Genomic DNA, 20878 nt, shown 5'->3' with positions numbered 1-20878 from the left:
AACGCGGCTGGAAGTGTTCATGGTGTGGATGGTGCGTGACGAAAGCGTGACGGACCGGCAGGAGTCGCATTCGCCCAGGCAGTTGGTGTGCGAGGGGCCGGCGGTGCGGGGTGGGTGCCGTCGGCCGCTTCCGCGGCGCGTGGACGTGACATTGGCGCGTATGGGCTCAGGCCGGAGTCTCCGTCGCCCGCGATCCCCCTCGGCTTCTCGGCCATCCGTGGGATTCCGGCCCGCCAGGGATTCGGTCAGGACTCTCCGACTCCACGCAGCAAGGTGTCGACCACGACGTCCGCCGCCTGCGCGGGGCTCAGTTCGCGCATCTGCCGGGACGCGAGGTGCATGAGCTGGGCCAGCAGCGCGCCCGCCCACCCCTGCGGGAGCCCGGACCGCAGGAGTCCTTCCTCCGTGGCGCGCCGGAGGAAGGTGTCGACCTCGCGGACGGAGGCGTCCCGGCGGGCGCGGACGCTGTCGTCGGCGAGCATGCGGGCGAGGTCGACGGGCCACGTGCGGTTCACGGCGATGATGTTCTCGACGTAGCGGTGCAGGGCGACGGCGACGGGGGCTTCGCGCAGCCGGGCGTCCTCGATGGCGTGCTCGATGGCCGTGAGGCGAGCCGCGTAGATCGCGGCCAGGAGGTCCTCGCGGGAGGCGAAGCGCCGGTAGACGGTGCGGCGGTCCACGCCGGCCTCGGCGGCGATGTTCGCGATGCTCGCGCCCGGGTCGGCGGCGAGCATGCGCGCGCCGGTGGTCAGGACGGCTTCCAGATTGCGCGCGGCGTCGGCTCTCACCGCACCGAGTCTAGTCGTCGCCTGTGGAACCTGAGGTGGCTATCGCCTCACCTTCGTGAAGGGAGGTCGGGGAATCGCCACGCCGATGTAACGGTTATGCGTGGCAGGACCGCCGCGACCCATCGAATCGTCACCTGTCAGAATGGTGACTGCACGCGAAGGGCGTGTGTGCGAGGCTGGTCTCGTGTGGACGGATGCGGCGAGAAGGGTGATGCGTCATGAGTGATGTCGAGGAGAGGGCGCTGCTTGCGGGTGGCTGCTTCTGGGGGATGCAGGAGCTGATCCGGTCGCTCCCCGGTGTGATCCGTACCCGGGTCGGTTACAGCGGCGACGACGACAAGCCCCACGCCACCTACCGTGACCACGGAAGGCACGCGGAGACGATCGAGATCGTGTTCGATCCGACCGCCACCGACTACCGCACGATCCTGGAGTACTTCTTCCAGATCCACGACCCGACCACGAGAGACCGGCAGGGCAATGACATCGGCCTGAGCTACCGCTCCGCCATCTTCTACCTCGACGACGAGCAGCGGCGCGTCGCGCAGGACACCATCGCCGACGTCGAGGCGTCCGGGCTGTGGCCGGGCCCGGTGGTGACCGAGGTGGTGCCGGCCGGCGCGTTCTGGGAGGCCGAACCCGAGCACCAGGACTACCTCCAGCGCTACCCGGACGGCTACACCTGTCACTTCCCGCGACCGAACTGGAGGTTGCCCAGGCGCGGCTGATCCAGACCGCCGACGTGGCCGGGGAGGGCTCTGCCCTCCCCGGCCACGCGTCGTTTCCCCTGTCGTGCGAGGCGGACACCTGGCGCGCAGATGCGACGGAAATTCACACAAGTACTACAGAAGAGTGACAGATATCGATGGTGTTTGAACTGCTCCCTGAGGAGAGACGGCGCATGACCACTTACGACCGGCTGTTCATCGGAGGTTCTTGGGTGGAGCCCGGCGATCCGGAGCTCCTGGACATCACCTCGCCGCACGACCGGTCGGTGATCGGGCGCGCGGCCCAGGCGCAGCCCGTCGACGTGCACCGGGCGGTCGCGGCGGCGCGGGCCTTCTTCGAGGCGGGTGTGTGGCGATCATCGTCTGACGACCACTGCCACCGTCACCGGTTTGGCGGGTGACGCATGGAGGGGCATGCTGGTCCTCGTCCGAGGACCAGCGTGATTGCGAAGGGGAGACCGGTCATGGGCAAGGAACTGTCGACGGACACCGCCGCAGCGGCACGGCACGCGCGGTTCGGCCGGCTCCCCGAGCGCATCCGCTTCGAGGACATGGCCGAGGAGACGGAAGCCGCACCGGGAGGCGGGGTGAACGCCTACACCCCCGAGGGTTCGTGGAAGTACTACTCGTGTCTCGTGTCTCGCGCTCGACCTGGGCCTGTATACCCGCGGCACACCCGGGCCCCTGCTCAGGCCCAAAACGGTTCGACGGTCCTGCGGGATCCTGGCACAGTGACGCACCATGGCGAATGCCGAGCAGGTGACGGCCGGGGACGTGCTACTCATGCAGGGGCTGGCGCAGCGCGTCACCGCCGACCGCCCCGACCTGGTCAACAGCGACGCCTCGTACGGCGAGTTGGCCTGGAACTGGGGCAAGGGACAGGCCGTTGACGGCGCGAGCTGGCGACGCCGGATGTGGTTCTCCGGCGATGACCTGGTGGCATGGGGCTGGACCCACCTTCCGCGCCGGGTGAGGCGGAGCGACGGGTCGGTGCGGGACGTCACCGGCGCCTACCTGGCCTACCAAATCCATCCCGGCCACGCCGAGCTCGTCGACGAGGTGATCGACTGGTACGACCGTACGGCGGCGGGCACCGAGCGGACGGTGCTGCCGGGTGCCGCCGACGAGTACGCCCTGCGACGGTGGGCGGCGCACGGCTATGTGACCGACCCGGCCGGGCTGGGCGACAAGGGGACCTGGACCCAGCTCAACGAGCGGGACCTCACCGACCTGGAACAGCCGGTACTGCCGGACGGCTTCCGGTTCCGCACCGCCGACGAGGCCGGACCCGAGGCCGCCGTCCAGGCCCACCTAAACGCCTGGAACCCATCGGCGTACACAGCCGAGAGCTACCAGGGCGTCCGGCGGACGGCCGCGTACCGCGGCGATCTGCACATCCTGGTGGAGGCACCGGACGGGACGATGGCCGCCTCGACGATCATGTGGCTCGACGAAGCGAACAAGAGCGTGGAGTTCGAGCCGGTCGGGACACACCCGGACTACCGGCGCCGAGGGCTGGCGAGAGCGATGCTTCTGCACGGCATGCGCCGGGCACGGGCCGCGGGGGCCGCCCACGCGACCGTGGCGTGCCTGGGGGCGCCGGGCCACCCCCGGGCGCGCAGCCTCTACTACAGCGTCGGCTTCCGGGAGTTGTCGCGGGACGTGCCGCTCATCAAGACGGCGGCCGCCGGCTGAAGCCGGGCGCCATCACCTCCGGCGTTCCGGCTGCACGAGGACGCACCCCGCTCAGCGCCGGGCCTTCTCCCGCCGCCCCAGGTCCCCTTCCAGGCGCAGCTCGCGGCCCTGCCACCGCCGGCGCAGCCAGCGGTCGTGACTGGCGACCACGACCGCACCCTGGCCCGGGGTGCCCAGCGCCTCCTCCAACTCGTCGCACAGCCGCGGAGAGAGATGATTGGTCGGCTCGTCGAGCAACAGCAGATGCGGCGGACGGGCCACCAGCAGCGCCAGGGCCAGACGCCGGCGTTGCCCCACCGACAGGTGCCCGAGGGGCTTGCCCAGGTCCGTCTCGTGCATCAGACCGAGTGAACCGAGCGGCACCTTCTCGGCCCGCTCCTGGCCCACCGACAGCTCGTAGGTCTCCCGGACCGTGCGGTCGAGCCGCTCGAACGCGGTGTCCTGAGCGAGCAGCCCCACCGTCAGCCCCGACCGCCGGTGCACCTCGCCCTCGGCCGGAAGGTGTCCGGCGAGGACGGCCAGCAGCGTCGACTTGCCCGCGCCGTTGCCGCCCGTGACCAGCAGCCGGTCGGCCGGCGCCACCTCCAGGCCGTCCAGTGCGAGCCGGCCCGCCACCCGCACGTCACGCAGGGACACCAGCGGGCACGGGCCCTCCTCCGCACGAGCGGCGAGCTCCCCGGCCGCGAAACGCAACGGCCTGGGCGGCTCGGCGACCCGCGTGCGCTCCAGCTCCTCGAGCCGGCGGGTGGCGTTCCGCACGCGGCGCGAGATCTGGCTCTGGACCCGGCCCGCCCGGTGGCCGTAACCCATCTTCTCGTTGTCACGCGGCCCCCGGTCCGGGGCGACGCGGCGCGCGGTCACCCCCGCCGAGTGCCGCAGCTCCTCCATCTCCTGCCGCTCCTCGGCGTACCGCCGCTCCCAGCGTTCCCGTTCGGCGCGCTTCTCGCCCAGGTAGGCGCTGTAGTTGCCGCCGTAGCGGACCGGCCCGTCAACGGCGGGGTCGAGGTCGACCAGATCGGTGCAGACGGCGTCGAGGAAGGCACGGTCGTGACTGGCGAGTACGACGGCCCCGGCCAGACCGCGGAGTTGCTCCTCCAGGAAGGCGGCGGCACCGTCGTCGAGGTGGTTGGTCGGCTCGTCCAGCAGCAGCGCCGGGGGCCGCCGGACCAGCAACGCGGCCAGGGCCAGCCGGCCGCGCTGCCCGCCGGAGAGCGAACCGAGCGTGCGGTCCTGCCCGAGTGCGCCGAGACCCAGGCCCTCCAGCACCAGGGCGGCGCGCCGGTCGGCGTCCCAGGACTCGCGGTCCTGGGCCCGCTCCAGCCGCCTGCCATAGGCGTCGAGCAGTTCTGGGTGACCTGGGTCCTCCTCGGGGACGCGGGCCAGTTCTTCGCTGAGCCGTTCCAGCTCCGCGAGGTCCTCGCGGGCCTCCCGCAGTGCTTCGTCCAGCACCGCGGCGATGGTCGAGCCCGTGTCGAAGGGCAACTCCTGGTGCAGGAAGCCGAGGCCGTCGGGGCGGGAGACGGTTCCCGCGTCGGGCTCGTCCACACCGGCGAGCAACCGCAGCAGGGTGGACTTGCCGACGCCGTTCTCCCCGATGAGACCGACCCGGTGACCGGGGGAGGCGGTCAGACAGACGCCGTCGAGCACACGGCGGCCGCCCAGGGAGCGAACGAGATCATGGGCGAGCAGAGCAGGCTGGGGCACGGGTATCGTCCGGAGAGTGTTCGAGAGGGAGGGGAGGACGGCCCGCCGGGCGCACGGCCGCGGGCCACTGCACATGCCGCCGCCTCACACCCCGGGAACTCCCGCCTCCGTGAGCGTGCCGTCCGCGAGACGCAGCCGGCGGTCCACCCCGATCTCGGCGAGGAACCTCTCGTCGTAACTGATCACCATGAAGGCGCCCCGGTAGGAGTTGAGCGCGCTCTCCAACTGGCGGGCGCTGACCAGGTCGAGGTTGTTGGTCGGCTCGTCGAGCAGCAGGACGTCGGGACGTCTGAGCAGCTGGGCCGCGAGGCCCAGCGCGACGACCTGGCCGCCGCTGAGCGTGCTCAGGCTGCGGTCCAGGGCCAGACCGGCCAGGCCGAGACGGTCGAGCTGGGCCCGGGTGCGCTCCTCGACGTCCCAGTCGTCGCCGATGACCGTGAAGTGCTCCTCGCTGACGTCGCCGGACTCCACGGCGTCCAGGGCGCGGATCACGGCGGCGACGCCGAGGACCTCGGCGACGGTGAGGTCGCCGGTCAGGGGGAGGCTCTGCGGGAGATGGCCCAGCGTCCCGGCGACCGGCAACGAGCCGGTACTCGGTTGGAGTTCACCGGCGATCAGCTTCAGTAGCGTGCTCTTGCCGGCGCCGTTCGGGGCGACCAGGCCCGTACGGCCGGTCGTGACGGTGAAGGACAGGTCGCTGAAGACCGGGGTGTCGTCGGGCCAGGAGAAGGACAGGTTCGAGCACACGACGGCGGCGTCGGACATGGAGATGACCTCGAGAGAACCACGGACAGAGAGAGCTCTGCCCTGGACAGACGTGGGAAAGGGGGTACGACGACCGGCCACTTCGGCGGCGCTTCCTCAGCGCATCCGGTGGCCGTCAGATCCGGGTCTCACCCGGAGATGTCGTCTTCACCCACCACGTGTGTGACTCCTCGATGCACGATCAACGACAAAGGCAAGGAGATCTTCTCCTTGCCTCTCTCAAGCTATAGCGCACAGGGGGGCTTGCGGCAAGGCCCCGGTGGCGGCGCAGAATCGTCGACCGAAGCCACAACCTGCGGAAACGGGGACACGCGTGCGTGCGTTGAAGAGGGACGAGCCCTATGTGCTGGATCTTCAGGAGGTCGACGAGACACAGATCGCGGTCGTCGGGGGCAAGGGCGCGCAGCTGGGCGCGCTGTCGCGGATCGCGGACATCCGCGTGCCGGGTGGCTTCTGCGTGACCACGGACGCGTTCCGGCGGATCGTGACGCAAGCGCCGTCGATAGATGAACTGCTGGACCAGCTGTCCCGCTCGGACCCGGACGACCGGGATGCGATCCGCACGCTCAGCGCGCGCCTGCGCCGGGCCATCGAAGCGATCACCGTCCCGGCCGATCTCGCGGCGGCGATCACCGGCGCGCTCGCCCGCCACGGCGAGCAGGCCGCCTACGCCGTCCGGTCCAGCGCCACGGCGGAGGACCTGCCGACGGCCTCCTTCGCCGGACAGCAGGACACCTACCTGAACGTCATGGGGCCGACGGCGGTCCTCCAGCACATCAGCCGCTGCTGGGCCTCGCTGTTCACCGAGCGGGCCGTCACCTACCGGCGGCGCAACGGCATCGATCACCGCACGGTCCACATGGCCGTCGTCGTGCAGCGCATGGTCCTCCCGCACGCGGCCGGCATCCTCTTCACCGCCGACCCGGTCACCGGCAACCGTAAGGTGGCCACCGTGGACGCCGGCTTCGGCCTCGGCGAGGCCCTGGTGTCCGGTCTGGTGAACCCCGACGTCTTCGCGGTGCGGGACGGCGAGATCGTCGCGAGGACGATCGCCGCGAAACAGCGCGCCGTTCACGCCCTGCCGGACGGCGGTACGCAGGAGAGGGCGGTCGACGCGCAGCGGCAGGAACAGCCGGCGCTGACCGATGCGCAGGTCGTGCAGCTCGTGCACCTCGGGCGGCGGATCGAGGCACACTTCGGCCGCCCGCAGGACATCGAATGGTGCCTCGACGACGACGGCTTCCAGATCGTCCAGAGCCGGCCGATCACGACGCTGTTCCCCGTCCCCGAGACTGACGACGAGGAGAATCACGTCTACGTCTCCGTCGGACACCAGCAGATGATGACCGACCCCATGAAGCCGCTGGGGCTCTCCGTGTGGAAGCTGACGGCCATGGCGCCGATGACGGACGCCGGCGGGAGGCTGTGGGTCGACGCCGCCCGGACCCTGACGACGCCCACGGGCCGCAGGGGCCTCCTCGACCTCGTGGGCCGGGGCGATCCCCTGACCAGGGACGCGCTGGAGACCGTCCTCGAACGCGATGATTTCGTCCCCCTGCTCGCGGACCCGGCCCCCGGCAAGCGCCCGGCCGGGGACCCGCCCGCCCCGATCGAGACCGACCCGGCCATCGTGACCCGGCTGATCGAGCGCAGCGAGGCGTCCATCGCCGCCCTGCGGCGCGACATCGGCACGAAGACCGGACCGGCCCTGTTCGACTTCCTGCTGGAAGCCTTCACGGAGCACAAGCGGGTCCTTAGCGACCCGCTGAGCATCAAGGTGATCATGGCGGGGATGGAGGCCACCTGGTGGCTCAACGACAAGCTGCACGAGTGGCTCGGGGAGAAGAACGCGGCGGACACGCTCACGCTGTCCGCCCCCGACAACATCACCTCGCAGATGGGACTGGCGCTGCTCGACGTCGCGGACGTCATCCGTCCCCATCCCGAGGTGGTGGCGTTCCTGCAGAACGCCGAGGACGACGGTTTCCTGGACGGCCTGGCGAAGCTCCCGGGCGGGACCGAAGCCCGGGACGCCGTCGAGGCCTACCTCGACCGGTACGGCGTGCGCTGTGCCGGCGAGATCGACATCACGAGGCCCCGGTGGCGCGAACAGCCCGGCACGCTGGTGCCGGCGATCCTCGACAACGTCAGGAACTTCGAACCGGGCGCGGCCGAGCGGCGCTTCGAGCAAGGGCGGAGGGAGGCGGAGAAGAAGGAACGGGACGTGCTGACACGCCTGCGGACCCTGCCCGACGGCGAGAACAAGGCCGATGAGACCAAGCGGATGATCGACCGGGTCCGGACCTTCATCGGATACCGGGAGTACCCGAAGTACGACATCGTCAGCCGCCTCTTCGTCTACAAGCAGGCGCTGCTGGAGGAGGCCGGGCGCCTCGTGCGGGCCGGTGTGCTGGGCGAGCGGGAGGACATCTTCTACCTCACCTTCCAGGAGCTTCAGGAGGTCTCACGCTCGAACCGGGTGGACGACCGGCTCGTCCGGCGGCGCAGGGAAGCGTTCCGCACGTACGACGCGCTCACGCCTCCCCGGGTCCTCACATCGGACGGCGAGGGCCTCAACGGGGCGTACCGACGTGACGACGTGCCGGACGGTGCCCTGATCGGCCTGCCGGTGTCCGGCGGGACCGTCGAGGGACGGGCCCGCGTCATCCTCGACATGGCCGAAGCGGACCTCGAACCGGGCGACATCCTGGTCACGGCCTTCACGGACCCCAGTTGGTCCCCCCTGTTCGTCGGCATCGCCGGCCTGGTGACGGAGGTGGGCGGCTTGATGACCCATGGAGCCGTGATCGCACGCGAGTACGGCTTGCCGGCGGTTGTGGGCGTGGATCAGGCCACCCGGCTGATCCGGGACGGGCAGCGGATCCGCGTGCACGGAACCGACGGGTACATCGAGATCCTGTCCTGACCGACGACTGCGGCAGTGCGGCGGCGGCCCCAGGAACCGCGGGGCCGCCGCCCTCCCTGCATGGACGGCCCGCTCAGGGGCACCAGGACTGCGACGTCCGGGACCGGGGAGGCTGCGTGTTCGACGGCTTCGAGCTGACGCGATGCCAGGGGGAGGGGGCCTGGCTGAGGGTGCGTCACGGCGGCCGTGGCCCCGCCGTGCTGCTGCTGCACGGTCATCCCCGCACGCATGCGACCTGGCACCGGGTGGCCCCACTGCTGGCCGCGGCCGGCCATACGGTGGTCTGCCCGGACCTGCGGGGCTACGGAGAGTCCGACAAGCCCGCCTCCGACCCCGAGCACCGCCCGTACTCCAAGCGCGCTATGGCGGCCGACTGCCTGGCGGTCATGCGCCGCCTCGGGCACGAACGGTTCGCCGTCGTCGGGCACGACCGGGGCGGGTACGTGGCCATGCGTCTCGCCCTGGACCACCCGGAGGCCGTGTCCGCCGTCAGCGCGCTGGACGTCGTTCCGATCGGGGAGGCCCTGCGGCGCTGCGACGCGACGTTCGCCGCGAGCTGGTGGCACTGGTTCTTCCTCGGGCAGACCGCGAAGCCCGCCGAACGCGTCATCAACGCCGACCCCGATGCCTGGTACACGGCCACGAGCGAGCAGATGGGCGCCGAAGCCTACGAGGACTTCCGGCGGGCGATCCACGACCCGGCGACCGTGCACGCCATGTGCGAGGACTACCGTGCCGGACTCGGGATCGACCGAGAGCACGACGACGCCGACCAGCGGGCCGGTCGCCGTATCGCCTGCCCGCTCCAGGTGCTGTGGGCCACCCGTGACGACATGGCCACTCTGTACGGCGACGTCCTGGGGGTCTGGCGCGACTGGGCGGGCGACCGGCTCGAAGGGGGACCGATCGACTCCGGGCATCACATGTCCGAAGAGGCCCCCGACGCCCTGGCGGCGGCCCTGCTCGGCTTCTGGCGGAGCGGCATCGGCCGTTGAACCGGGGCTGCCGGCAGGGCGGACCGTGGGTGACGGGCCCCGACTGGGCACGGTCGTGGCGCCTGCCCCCGCCCGGCCGGAGCGGATCAGGAGGCCAGGGCCTGCTCCGTGGTGGGGTGGCAGGGGATGAGGGTGTCGACGCCGACCAGCTCCAGGACACGCAGCACCGATCGCTGAGCACCGGCGATGCGCACCCAGCCGTCCGCGCTGCTCGCCTGCTGGTGTGCGGCGACGAAGATGTTGATGCCGCTGGAGTCCATGAAGGTCACTCCGCTGAGATCCGCGACCGTCCGCGGCGGCACGGCGCCGCCCTCGACCAGCAGGGCCTCGCTGAGCACGTCCTGGACGTCGTGATCGATCTCACCTTGCAGCGTCACGACCCGGATGTCTCCGGCCATGCGGTGTTCGGCGTGGAGCCGGCCCGGCCGGTCCGCCTTCTCGTGCTGGGACACCTGTTCCTCGACTGTGTTTAGGCTTGCCCGGTCAGAACGTGCACGGTTGATTCTGCCCCACCGCCCCGGCCGGATGCACCCGGGCGGCTGTGCCGAACAACACCTTCGTGGCATGCGGGGCCGCAGAACGGGTACCGGCGCGCGTGAACGGGGAGTGAGGGCGAGGCCAGTGGAATCTGCTGCCGACGGTGACGGCTGTACGACACCGGACGTGCATCTCCTGCGCGTCGGGTACGCCTTGGACGGAGACGACAGCTGCATCGCGGATGCCCGCCATCACGCCGCTGCGTTCCTCGACCGGGCGAGTGAGGACCAGCACCTGCCCGTTTCCGCCCGGGCGAGGGACCTCACCCAGCTGGTGGTCAGCGAGCTCGTCACCAACACCCGCAAGTACGCGCCCGGGCCGGTCCTGCTGGAACTGCGCATCACCGCCCGCACCGTGGAGATCACCGTGTGGGACAGCGACCCCAAGATCCCCGCGGCCCGCGCCACCGACCCCAGCAGAATCGGCCAGCACGGCCTGGAGATCGTGAAGGCCGTGGCCGAGGACTTCGAGGTACAGCGGGAACCGGTGGGCAAACGCATCACCGCCCGGATCGCCCTGGCCGACGGGCCGGCCACCTGTGACGTGTCCTGACGGGGCACCCGGCGCCTTCGTACGGGGGAAGTGCCTCACACCATGCGCATCAGGCGATCCACGCCTCGTTGTGCCGGTGCCGGTGCAGCCCCACGGCGGAGAACTCGTCCTCGCCCGCGCCCGCCACCGCTCCCAAACGGCGTAGCGCCTGGGAGATCGGACTGCCAGCCGGCGGAGAGGGCTGGTCCTCGTCCCCATCTTGTCCCACCAAGACGGAGCTTCCGCGTCAGCCGCGGGGCAGGAGGAGGCGGGACAGGGCGGTCGTCGCGAGGAGGAGAACCGCGACGGCTATGAGGCCGATGCGCATGCCCGGGAGGGAGAAGCCGCCACCGGCGCCGGAGAGCAGGCCTCCGAACAGGGTGAAGGCGAGGGCACCGCCGGTCTGGCGGAGGGAGTTGAGTTGTCCGGAGGCCGTTCCCGCGCGCTCCTGCGGGACGACGTCCATCAGCAGCGCGGTCAGCACGGGCACCGCGAGTGCCCCGCCGATGCTCAGCGGCAGTAGCAGGACGAGCACGAGCCAAACCCGGCGTGTGGGCGGCCAGCGGCAGCATGGCCGGCATCGCTCCGGCGAAGACCAGTTGTCCGGCGACGATCACCGGGCGCCGCCTGATCCGTTCGGCCAGTCGCGGCGCGACCAGGTCGGTCGCCGTCACCACTGCCGCCACGGGGACGAACATCAACCCGGCCGCGATCGCCGACATGTCCCGCCGTAGAAAGCGGCGTTGACGGCGAAACCGCCGGCGAGCGATACGGACACCCGGCGGTCCCGCAGCATTGAATGGGAGACCATGGGGCAAGGGTGCCAGGCCTCCACCACGCGGAAGGCGCAGCCGGCAGCGAGGGCGAGTGCGGCGGCCGCCCAGGACGGGGCCGCTGGTCCAGCCCATGTGACCCCCCTCGATCACGGCGAAAGCCAGGCCCGCAAGGGCCAGCACGGCGGTGAGCTGTCCGCTGGCATCAAGCGCGGCGGGCCAGCGCGGGGAACGGGGCACCCGGACCAGCAGGGCCAGGAACACCGCACCCACGGGCAGGTTTGAGCAGTAAGACCGCCCGCCAGCCGGCCGAGTCGGTGAGCAGCCCACCGAGCACAGGCCCCGCGGCCATCGCCACCGAACCGCCGACCGTCCACAGCGCGATGGCCCGGGCACGCGCCCGCGCGTCCTCGTAGGCCTGCCGGATAAACGCCAGCGACGCCGGCATCACCACCGCGGCGGCGGCGCCCTGCGCCACGCGTGTGGCGACCAGCACGCCGATGCCGGACGCCAGCGCACAGCCGAGGAAAGCGAGGGTGAACAGGGCGATGCCCCAAGTGTAGGCGCGGCGGGCGCCGGTGCGGTCGGCGAGGGCGCCCGCCGAGAGCAGTAGGGCCGCGAACATCAGGGTGTAGGCGTCGACGACCCACTGCAGCCCCGACATCCGCCGTCGAGCGAGTCGCGGATCGCGGGCAGCGCAATGTTCACGGCCGAGACGTCGATGGTGATCACGGTGAAGCCGAGGAGCGAGGCGACCAGCGCAACGCCGCTCCGCCGTGGCGCCGCGGCAGGGCCGGCAGGCGGCCCGCCGGTTCGGGCTCCGGGCGGCCTGGGATGCCGTGGCCGAGGCCTCGACGGCTCCGAGCCGCGCCCGGGAGCGGTGGCGGTGGAGGGAGTCGGGGCTCAGTCGGACGACATGGTGAGCTCCGGGCAGTTGATCGACGGTGGTGGGCGGCCGCGACCCACCGGGGCCGCGGTCCGGTGTCGCGCACCCCCTGGGCTCCGGCGGCCGGGCCGTCCGCTCCGGCAGCAACTCTCCGCCTCCGCACCGCCGGGCGGCAGACCGCGCGCTGCCCCGGGGTGCGGCGTTCCAGGCCCTGACACGGCCCCCACGCCACTTGACCGCCTGCGACAATGACCGGATGACAGCAGCAGTGGAGGCAAGGGGCACGGAGCTCGGCCGGTACCTGAAGGCCCGCAGAGCACAGGTACGCCCGGAGGACATCGGCCTCCCGGCCGACGCGGGCCTGCGCCGCACCCCCGGACTGCGCCGCGAGGAGCTGGCCGGACTGGCCGGAGTGAGCGTCGACTACTACATCCGCCTGGAGCGCGGCCGGGAGACCAACCCTTCTCCCGCCGTCGTGGACGCACTCGCCCGCACCCAGCGGCTGCGCGGCGACGGGTAGGAACGCCTGCACGAACTGGCGGAGTTGGCCTCCGGCCGGCCCTCCGAGCTGCCGGCCTGCTCGGACCGCACTGTGCGGGACTCGGTGCTGCGCATGCTGGAGTCGGTGCGCCCGCTGCCCGCCTACGTGGTGAGCCGTTACAACCGCGTACTGGCGGCGAACCCGTCCGGCCGACGACTGATGCCCGGGCTCTGGAACTGGCCGGAGGAGCGGCGGAACCTTACGCGCTACACCTTCCTCCACCCGGTCGGCCGGACGCTCTACGAGCCGTGGGAGGAAACCGTCGCCCTGTCGGTGGCGCATCTGCGGGCGGTCGGCGGGGCGGACCCGGACGATCCCGAGCTGACCGCACTCGTCGGCGAACTGATACTCAAGTCACCTCAGTTCGCCCGTCTCTGGGAGCGGTACGACGTCGGCGAACGCGGCGGTGGGCAGAAGTCCTTCCGACACCCCAGCCGGCCCGATGACCTTGACCTACGAGGTCATGCGACTGGCCCGTACGGGCGGCCAGCGGATGGTCGCCTACCAGGCAACCCCTGGCACCCCCGACGAGACGGCCATGCTCCGCCTCGAATCCCCGGACGCCCGGCCGGTGCCGATGTCCTCGGAACGCCCAGAGTCGGCCGACGACTGCGCTGGCTAGGGGACGTCTCTTTGGTTGGCTTTTGGACGTCACTTCTGGCGGTACTGGGGGTGCTCGGCGTACGACTGCGCCAGCACTTTGAGCGCGTACGCGAGCCCTGTGTGACGTGAATCCGCCGGGTCCATTGCCTACGAACACGCCCGATCCGCCAGGACGGCCTCTGGGCGGATCCTCGGTCTGCCACATCCGCTCCGCGGAACTCGGATGTCGGCCATGACGGCCTCGAAGGCCGATGTGAATCTCGAAATGGCCGAAGATCCTTGCCGCCGTTCTCGCGGCAGCCGATGCCGCTGACGACAGCGGCTGGACCGTGTCGGTCGACTCCACCGTCGTCCGGGCCCATCAGCACGCCGCCGGAGCGCTCAAAAGGGGCGGAAGGGCAAAGCGAGCCGGCCGACCACGCACTCGGACGCTCCCCGGGGCGGGCTGACCACCAAGATCCACCTGGCTGCAGACGGCCATGCACGGCCCCTGGCATTGGCCATCACAGCACGCCAGCCGGTGACGGGCCCGCCTTCGAGACGGTCATGGCACGCATCCGGGTGCCCAGGTGCGGCCCGCCGGCCCCGGACCCGCCCCGCAATGGTCCTGGTCGACCGCTCCTACTCATACGATCCGGGGTCACCTGCGCCACCGGCACTGCCTACAAGCAGCGCAACGCCGCCGAGCGATGCATCAACCGCCTCAGACAATGGCGCGGCCTGGCCACATGAACCGACGAACTCGCCATCGTCTGCCAGGCCGCACTCCACCTCACCGCCCCTCATCATCTGGGCACGACGCTGACGAAAGAGACAGAACCTAGGTCGATGTCTCCTAGCCTGGCAGGGCTCCGGTCGAGGTGGTGACAGACGTATGGGTGCGCGGCTGCGAGATGGACCGGGCCGTCGGAGAATAGAAGGTAACGGCAGGCGTACGGCGCTCCCGGCAGTCTCCGGCTTTGGTCCGAACCAGGACGCAAAGGGGGAGAGACAGAGCGGCGAGAAGAGGGTCGGCGGGATGCCGTGCGCCCAGTCTCGGGTAATGCCTGGGTCATCGCTACTCTGGGTATAGCCATCGACACCCTCTTCCGACATCGACCTTCCGACATCGACGGGAGTTAGCAGGATGCGTACGCATCAGCACTGTGGCGATGGTGTGCCGCCTGACTGACAGGGGGGGTATGCAAACGAAGCTGGACGAAGCCAAGGCCGAGCTGCTCGAACGGGCCGCCCGCATAGCCGAGAACAGCCCTGCCGAGGTAGACCCGGATGCGATGCTCGCGTTTCTCCGGCGCTACTACCTGCACACCCCTCCTGAGGACCTCACCGACCGCGACCCGGTCGATGTCTTCGGAGCTGCCATATCGCACTACCGGCTGGCCGAGAACCGCCCCCAGGGCACGGCGAACGTGCGGGTTCACACCCCGACGGTGGAACAGAACGGGTGGACCTGCAGCCATACCGTGGTGGAAGTCGTAACCGACGACATGCCATTTCTCGTTGACTCCGTCACCAATGAGTTGACGCGGCAGGGACGCGGCATCCACGTCGTCGTCCACCCCCAGGTCACCGTCCGCCGCGACCTCACCGGCAAGCTGATCGAAGTCCTGCCGATTCCGCCCCCGAGCGACCTCCCCCAAGAGGCATCCGTCGAATCCTGGATCCACGTCGAGATCGACCGGGAAACCGACCGCGATGACCTGAAGCAGATCACCGCCGATTTGCTGCGTGTCCTGTCCGATGTCCGTAAGGCCGTCGAGGACTGGGAGAAGATGCGGGACGTGGCGCTGCGGATGGCCGACAAGCTGCCCACCGAACCCACCTCAGACCTGCGTGACCAGGAGGTCGAGGAGGCCCGCGAGCTGCTGCGCTGGCTGGCCGACGACCACTTCACCTTCCTCGGCTACCGCGAGTACCAGCTGCGCGACGACGACTCGCTGGCCGCCGTGCCCGGCACCGGGCTCGGCATACTGCGCGCGGACCCGCACCACGCGGCCGAGGAGAGCCACCCGGTCAGCCCCTCGTTCGAGCGGCTGCCGCGCGACGCCCGCGCCAAGGCGCGCGAGCACAAGCTGCTCGTCCTGACCAAGGCCAACAGCCGTTCGACGGTGCACCGCCCCTCGTACCTGGATTACGTCGGGGTGAAGAAGTTCGACGAGAACGGCGAGGTCATCGGCGAGCGCCGCTTCCTCGGGCTCTTCTCGTCCGCCGCCTACACCGAGTCCGTGAGCCGCGTACCCGTCATCCGGCACAAAGTCAACGAGGTCCTCCAGGGGGCCGGGTACTCGCCCAACAGCCACGACGGGCGCGACCTGCTCCAGATCCTGGAGACCTACCCGCGTGACGAGCTCTTTCACACACCTCTCGACGAGCTGCGCTCCATCACCACTGCGGTTTTGTATCTGCAGGAACGGCGCCGGTTGCGCCTGTTTCTCCGCCAAGACGAGTATGGCCGCTACTACTCCGCCCTCGTCTACCTCCCCCGCGACCGCTACACGACCGGCGTACGCTTGCGCCTCATCGACATCCTGAAGGAGGAGCTCGGCGGCATCAGCGTCGACTACACCGCCTGGAACACCGAGTCGATCCTCTCCCGGCTGCACTTCGTCGTCCGTGTCCCGCGGGGCACGGAACTGCCGCAGCTGTCCGATGCCGACAAAGAGCGCATCGAGGCCCGTCTGGTCGAGGCCGCGCGCTCCTGGACGGACGGGTTCGCCGAGGCGCTCAACGCCGAGCTCGGCGAGGAGCACGCGGTCGAGGCAATGCGCCGGTACGCGCACGCCTTCCCCGAGGGCTACAAGGCCGACCACAGCCCGCGGGCCGCGGTCTTCGACCTCATCCACCTCGAACACCTCACTGAGGACGACAACTTCGCGCTGAACCTGTACGAACCGGTCGGCGCCACACCCAGGGAGCGCCACTTCAAGATCTACCGCAGGGGCACGGCCATCTCTCTCTCCGCCGTTCTGCCCGTTCTCAACCAGCTCGGCGTCGAGGTCATCGACGAGCGGCCGTACGAAGTACATCGGGCAGATCGCGTGACCGTCTGGATCTACAACTTCGGTCTGCTCATGCACAAGTCAGCGGGCGATGCTGGCTACTACCTCGGCGACGACGCGCGCGAGCGGTTCCAAGACGCATTCGCCGCCACCTGGACCGGCAAGGCGGAGAACGACGGCTTCAACGCGCTGGTGCCGAGCGCCGGGCTGACCTGGCGGCAGGCCATGGTGCTGCGGGCGTACGCCAAGTACCTGCGCCAGGCCGGTTCCACCTTCAGTCAGGATTACATGGAGGACACCCTCCGCAACAACGTCCACACCACCCGCCTGCTCGTCTCGCTGTTCGAGGCCCGGATGTCGCCGGACCGCCAGCGCGCCGGGTACGAGCTCGTGGACGCGCTGCTCGAAGAGCTGAAAGATGCAATCGCCCCGATCGCGGCGCTTGACCAGAGCCGGATCATCCGTCTGTTCTGGGCATTGATCAGCGCTACGGTGAGGACGAACTTTTTCCAGCAAGCGGCACCTGGCCAGCCTCACGAGTACGTATCCATGAAGTTCGACTCGCAGGCCATCCCTGACCTACCGGGGCCGCGACCGGTGCACGAAATCTGGGTGTATTCACCACGTATGGAAGGCGTTCATCTCACGTTCGGGGACGTGCCACGCGGAGTCGTGCACTGGTCTCATCGGCGTGAGGACTTCCGCCGCGAGATCACAGAGATCACAGTGACACAGCTCCGCAATGGCGGCGTGGTGGCAGGCTCTTCCGTGGGCGGCTTCGTCGGGAAGAGACTTCCCGACCCCATGACCGCACGTCAGGCCTGGCTCCAAGAGGGACTTGCCTGCTACGAGATGTTTCTATCCGGGGTGCTGGACATCACTGACAATTTCGTCTCCGGTGAAGTTGTGCCCCCGGTCGATGTCATCAGGCACGACTGGGACGCCTCTTACCTGTGGCTCTCGCCCGCTCCCACCATGCCGGGGTATGAGGAGGCGTGCAGGCGGACCGACCAGATCCTGGCGTCGTACGACTTCTGGCTGTCTGATGCTTTCGGCGGTTCCGGAGCGCAAGTCGGCGCAGTCACCGCACGTGGTGTCTGGGAAGCCGCCGTGCAGCGGCTGGACGAAGCCGGCCGGTGGGCGCAGGGTGGGAGCTTCACTGCGGTCGGTGTTGGCCGTGCCGCAGGTGACCTTCTCGCGGACCTCCTGTGCAGAGCGGAAGGCATCAGACTGGTGGCCGCCTTCGACGATCGCCATATCCTGCTGGATCCGAATCCGGACGAGGCTGCATCCCGTGAAGAGCGTCTGCGCATGCTCGAGGAGGGACACGACAGCTGGGCTGCTTACGCCTCCTCAGCGATATCACCGGGCGGGGGTGTCCACTCCATGCAGGTTCGCCGGATCGCCATCACCCCCCAAGTACGCCTTGCCCTGCGCCTCCCCGCATCGGTACGTGAGCTCAGTCCTGACGACATGGTGAAAGCCATCATGGCGGCACCCGTTGATGTGCTCGCGCTCGGCGGCAATTCAGTGGGAATCAAGTCCGTGGACGAAGATCCACCGAACGTTGTCGGCGAACGGCATCCCACCTGGATCGGCAGTGAAACGCTGCGTGCGACCTGTTTGGTTGAGCTGCGAGCAGGAGCCGTCACCCAGGCCGCCCGCTGCGATTACGCGCTACGCGGTGGACTGGTGGCGCTCGATTTGGCAGATCTTGCTGCTGCGCGATTCGTCGAAGATCGCCGGGTGAACATCAGCACGTGCGCCCGCGCTGGCAGTCCCCGTCGCCCGGGCTGGCGTCCGGGCGGCACGGTCGCCACGAACATACTGGCGCGCATCGGTGACGACGCTGTTACCCGCTGCATGGAATTGCATAAATTGATCGCGATGGACGCACTGACCAGTTATGCCGGAATGAACGAACACCTGCGGGCGTTTCCCGGTCTGTCCCGAAAGGAAGCAGTGGAGGAATGGGGGCGGGGTCGAATCTCCCCTGAACGGCGAGCGACTGCCGGCGTCGGTCTGACCCGGCCGGAACTTGCCGTGCTTCTTCTCAACTCTCACGCCTCACTCAGGGACGAAGCTCTTAAGTCCGGTGTGCTCCCCTCTGGTTGGGCGGAGGAGCTATTGCATCGCTACTTCTCGGCCCTTCCCTCGGAGATGAGGGCGGAGGCCGCGGAGCACCATCCGTTGCGGGCCCGCATAGCCGCATCCGAGGCGGCATGGGAACTCCTCAACGCCCTTGGCCCATCGCGGCCCTTTAGCCTCGCCCGATCCGGCGATGGCGGACTCGCTGCCCTCATCCGGGCCTTCGTCGCCTGTCGTGGTGCATGGCGTGCCTGCGCGACGACCGCCGAGACCACGGCTATGCACCACCCCGCCGCCATGGCGGCGGAGCTCGCCCGCCGGGAAGCTCTCAGTGGCTCCTTGCTGTGGTTGCTCGCCAGTTCCGGAGATACGCCTCTCACGCCACCGCATGTACGGGAACTCTCGTTGCCGCCCCCTGGACTGCTGGACCGGAACGTGGCGCTCCCCCGGATCAACGACTTGATCGAGGTGGGTGTCCCTACATATCTGGCGACGCGCACCGGCATGCTGTCTATCCTCGGACCCCAGCTGGACGGCATCGCCGCAGCAATTGTCTCGGGTGAGGAGATGACGGACGCCGTGACCCGCTTCACCTCGCTTGCCGTGCACTACGACATCGCTGGCGGGGTGTCCACAGCTCTTGCGGCGATCCGTGGCGGAACCAATGACTCAGCACACCACGTCTTGCTGCTCGGTCAGGTGCGCGCCTGCCTGTACGCATTGGCGACGATCAACGGTCCCAAACCGCCGGACACGGATCGAATGGAGGCGATCGACGCTTTGCTCCGCCTGCCCCTGCCGCGGACGGACGTCTCCATCGTCCACACCCTGCGCCGCCTGCATCGAGACCTGAGGCGAACACTGACTGGTGCGCCGGCCGACCACGCCCTCCAGAGCAGGGCGACATCCCAGTCATCTCAAGGCTGACCGAAGGAGTCGCCGATGACCTCAGCCAGCAGCGCGACGACGCATCCTTCCGGCTCACACGATGCCGTCATCGTCATACCGGGAATCATGGGCAGTGAACTTGTGGACATCACCACAGGTAAAACACTCTGGGGACTTGCAGACGCAAATTGGTACGTGTCCGCCTGGATGACGGGCCAGGGACTTAGAAACTTGCAAGTAGACGACCCAGATCCGGAGGCAGAGCGCCGCCGGGTGCGCGCAACGCGACTCCTGCGCTTTCCGGCCTTCATGCCCGTACTGACGGGAGTAGAACCCTACACCCGCCTTTTGGAACGGATCACCCAAGTAGTGCGTCATCCGGCGGCACTTCGTCCTTTCCCCTACGACTGGCGCCTTCCCGTCGCCCACAACGCTGCCCTGCTGTCCAGGGTGATCGAATCCCACTTGACGGCCTGGCGATGGCATGCCGAATCGCGCGGACCGGGTGGCGTTCGGGCCCGCGTCGTCCTGGTAGCCCACTCGATGGGCGGACTCCTGGTGCAGGAGCTTGCCCGGATTCCCGGAGCCTTGGACCAGGTGCGAGCCATCGTCACCCTTGGCACGCCCTTTCTCGGCTCACTGGACCCGGTCCAGATGCTCTCCAAAGGTGTCGGTAGCCCCTTCCCCCTGCCTCGAAAGCGGCTGCGGACCCTCGCCCGAACCCTGCCGTCGGTCTATGAGCTTCTGCCCGCCTACCGCTGTGTGCAGGACAGCGGAACCTTGCGCCACCTCACCGCAGGCGATCTCGGAATCGCCCCGGAGAGCGTTGCGTCTGATCGTGCGGCGACCCGCATCCTCCCGTTGCCTGGCCACCGGTGTCTGGTGGGGCTTGGACAGCCGACCTTTCAAAGCATGAGTCTGCTCTCGGGAAACATCGAGGTCTATCACGGCATCCCGGACGAAGACACCACCTCAGCCGCACGCATGCTGGACCACTCCGGTGATGGGACCGTGTACCGGTACTCTGCAGAACTGCGGCAGGCTGAACGGACCTACGTGCACCAGTCCCACGGTGCTCTGGCCCGGTCCAAGGAGGCGATGGACCATGTCTGCGCGGTGATCTCGGAAGACGAGCAAGGAGCACCACTCGGCGGTGGCGAGCTAGGCCTCGAAGTGCCGGACGTTGTGCAAGCGGGCAAGCCCTTCACCATCGCCGTCACCGGCTCCCAGGCAGCCGGGGCGAGTTGCTACGTCGTCGACGTGGGCACCGGAAGCGTCAAGGAGGCGCCCGTCCTCCGGCACGGGGACGCGGAGCATGGTGAGAGGCGAACCGGAGAGCTGATCCTCATCCAGCCGGGCCTTTATCGGGTAGCTGCCGCCGGCGGCGGAGGTTCCCCCGTGACGAGGCTGCTGCTGGCTGCCGCGCCTTAG

12 protein-coding genes and 5 pseudogenes are annotated in these 20878 nt (G+C 69.3%); 11 read left to right on the top strand and 6 right to left on the bottom strand.

The features are described 5' to 3' along the window. Positions 1-245: 245 nt before the first annotated feature. The gene (locus tag OO68_RS14975) at positions 246-734 is read right to left on the bottom strand and encodes a TetR/AcrR family transcriptional regulator (protein ID WP_033308923.1); all 489 of its coding nucleotides are present in this window, start codon (positions 732-734) and stop codon (positions 246-248) included. Between the two features lie 272 nt (positions 735-1006). Here OO68_RS14975 and msrA point away from each other — a divergent pair, with 272 nt between their 5' ends. The 3 genes and pseudogenes from msrA to OO68_RS14960 all read left to right on the top strand — a co-directional run bounded on the left by msrA (position 1007) and on the right by OO68_RS14960 (position 3211). Further along, a complete protein-coding gene (gene msrA, locus OO68_RS14970) occupies positions 1007-1516 on the top strand; it encodes a peptide-methionine (S)-S-oxide reductase MsrA (RefSeq protein WP_033308839.1) in 510 nt (169 codons plus the stop codon). Positions 1517-1689: 173 nt separating this feature from the next. Beyond that, positions 1690-1872, top strand: a pseudogene (locus OO68_RS14965) (aldehyde dehydrogenase); the annotation flags it as partial. A gap of 385 nt (positions 1873-2257) precedes the next feature. Next, positions 2258-3211: a GNAT family N-acetyltransferase gene (locus OO68_RS14960; RefSeq protein WP_033308837.1), complete on the top strand. Its 954-nt coding sequence runs from the start codon at positions 2258-2260 to the stop codon at positions 3209-3211. Positions 3212-3262: 51 nt separating this feature from the next. Here the strand turns inward: OO68_RS14960 and OO68_RS14955 are convergent, their stop codons facing one another. Continuing rightward, entirely contained in the window at positions 3263-4915 is a 1653-nt protein-coding gene (locus OO68_RS14955) for an ABC-F family ATP-binding cassette domain-containing protein (RefSeq protein WP_033308836.1), read from the bottom strand. An 84-nt stretch (positions 4916-4999) separates the two neighbouring features. Further along, a complete protein-coding gene (locus tag OO68_RS14950; protein ID WP_033308835.1) occupies positions 5000-5680 on the bottom strand; it encodes an ATP-binding cassette domain-containing protein in 681 nt (226 codons plus the stop codon). Between the two features lie 313 nt (positions 5681-5993). Here OO68_RS14950 and rph point away from each other — a divergent pair, with 313 nt between their 5' ends. Beyond that, entirely contained in the window at positions 5994-8606 is a 2613-nt protein-coding gene (rph, locus tag OO68_RS14945) for a rifamycin-inactivating phosphotransferase (RefSeq protein ID WP_051814638.1), read from the top strand. A gap of 116 nt (positions 8607-8722) precedes the next feature. After that, positions 8723-9601 carry an alpha/beta hydrolase gene (locus OO68_RS14940; RefSeq protein WP_033308833.1) on the top strand — a complete coding sequence of 293 codons (879 nt, stop codon included), beginning with the start codon at positions 8723-8725 and terminating at the stop codon, positions 9599-9601. 86 nt (positions 9602-9687) lie between these two features. On the opposite strand, the gene OO68_RS14935 is transcribed toward OO68_RS14940, so the two are convergent. Continuing rightward, on the bottom strand, positions 9688-10053 hold the full coding sequence (locus tag OO68_RS14935; protein WP_033308832.1) for an STAS domain-containing protein: 366 nt from the start codon (positions 10051-10053) through the stop codon (positions 9688-9690). A 169-nt stretch (positions 10054-10222) separates the two neighbouring features. On the opposite strand from OO68_RS14935, the gene OO68_RS14930 reads away from it, so the two are divergent. Then, complete coding sequence (locus OO68_RS14930; protein WP_033308831.1) at positions 10223-10690, top strand: ATP-binding protein; 468 nt, start codon at positions 10223-10225, stop codon at positions 10688-10690. Positions 10691-10739: 49 nt separating this feature from the next. On the opposite strand, the gene OO68_RS46260 is transcribed toward OO68_RS14930, so the two are convergent. Beyond that, on the bottom strand, positions 10740-10898 hold the full coding sequence (locus OO68_RS46260) for a hypothetical protein (RefSeq protein ID WP_157852716.1): 159 nt from the start codon (positions 10896-10898) through the stop codon (positions 10740-10742). 18 nt (positions 10899-10916) lie between these two features. Further along, positions 10917-12174 (bottom strand): annotated as a pseudogene (locus OO68_RS48725) (MFS transporter). A gap of 410 nt (positions 12175-12584) precedes the next feature. Between OO68_RS48725 and OO68_RS48720 the strand changes: the two are divergent. From OO68_RS48720 to OO68_RS43460, 5 genes and pseudogenes are all read left to right on the top strand, one after another. Further along, positions 12585-13491: pseudogene (locus OO68_RS48720) on the top strand (helix-turn-helix domain-containing protein). Between the two features lie 247 nt (positions 13492-13738). Further along, positions 13739-14100 (top strand): annotated as a pseudogene (locus tag OO68_RS48715) (transposase); the annotation flags it as partial. 29 nt (positions 14101-14129) lie between these two features. Further along, a pseudogene (locus OO68_RS48710) lies at positions 14130-14277 on the top strand (IS5/IS1182 family transposase); the annotation flags it as partial. Between the two features lie 376 nt (positions 14278-14653). Next, positions 14654-19486, top strand: a complete 4833-nt coding sequence (locus OO68_RS14915; RefSeq protein ID WP_078625317.1) for an NAD-glutamate dehydrogenase domain-containing protein — start codon at positions 14654-14656, stop codon at positions 19484-19486. Positions 19487-19501: 15 nt separating this feature from the next. Then, complete coding sequence (locus OO68_RS43460; RefSeq protein ID WP_063739315.1) at positions 19502-20878, top strand: lipase/acyltransferase domain-containing protein; 1377 nt, start codon at positions 19502-19504, stop codon at positions 20876-20878.

Origin of the sequence: Streptomyces iakyrus (assembly GCF_000717055.1) — a bacterium.
In the GTDB taxonomy this organism is placed as follows: domain Bacteria; phylum Actinomycetota; class Actinomycetes; order Streptomycetales; family Streptomycetaceae; genus Streptomyces; species Streptomyces iakyrus.
The sequence above is the reverse complement of the archived record's forward strand: the minus strand, read 5'-3'. Positions and strand labels throughout refer to the sequence as shown.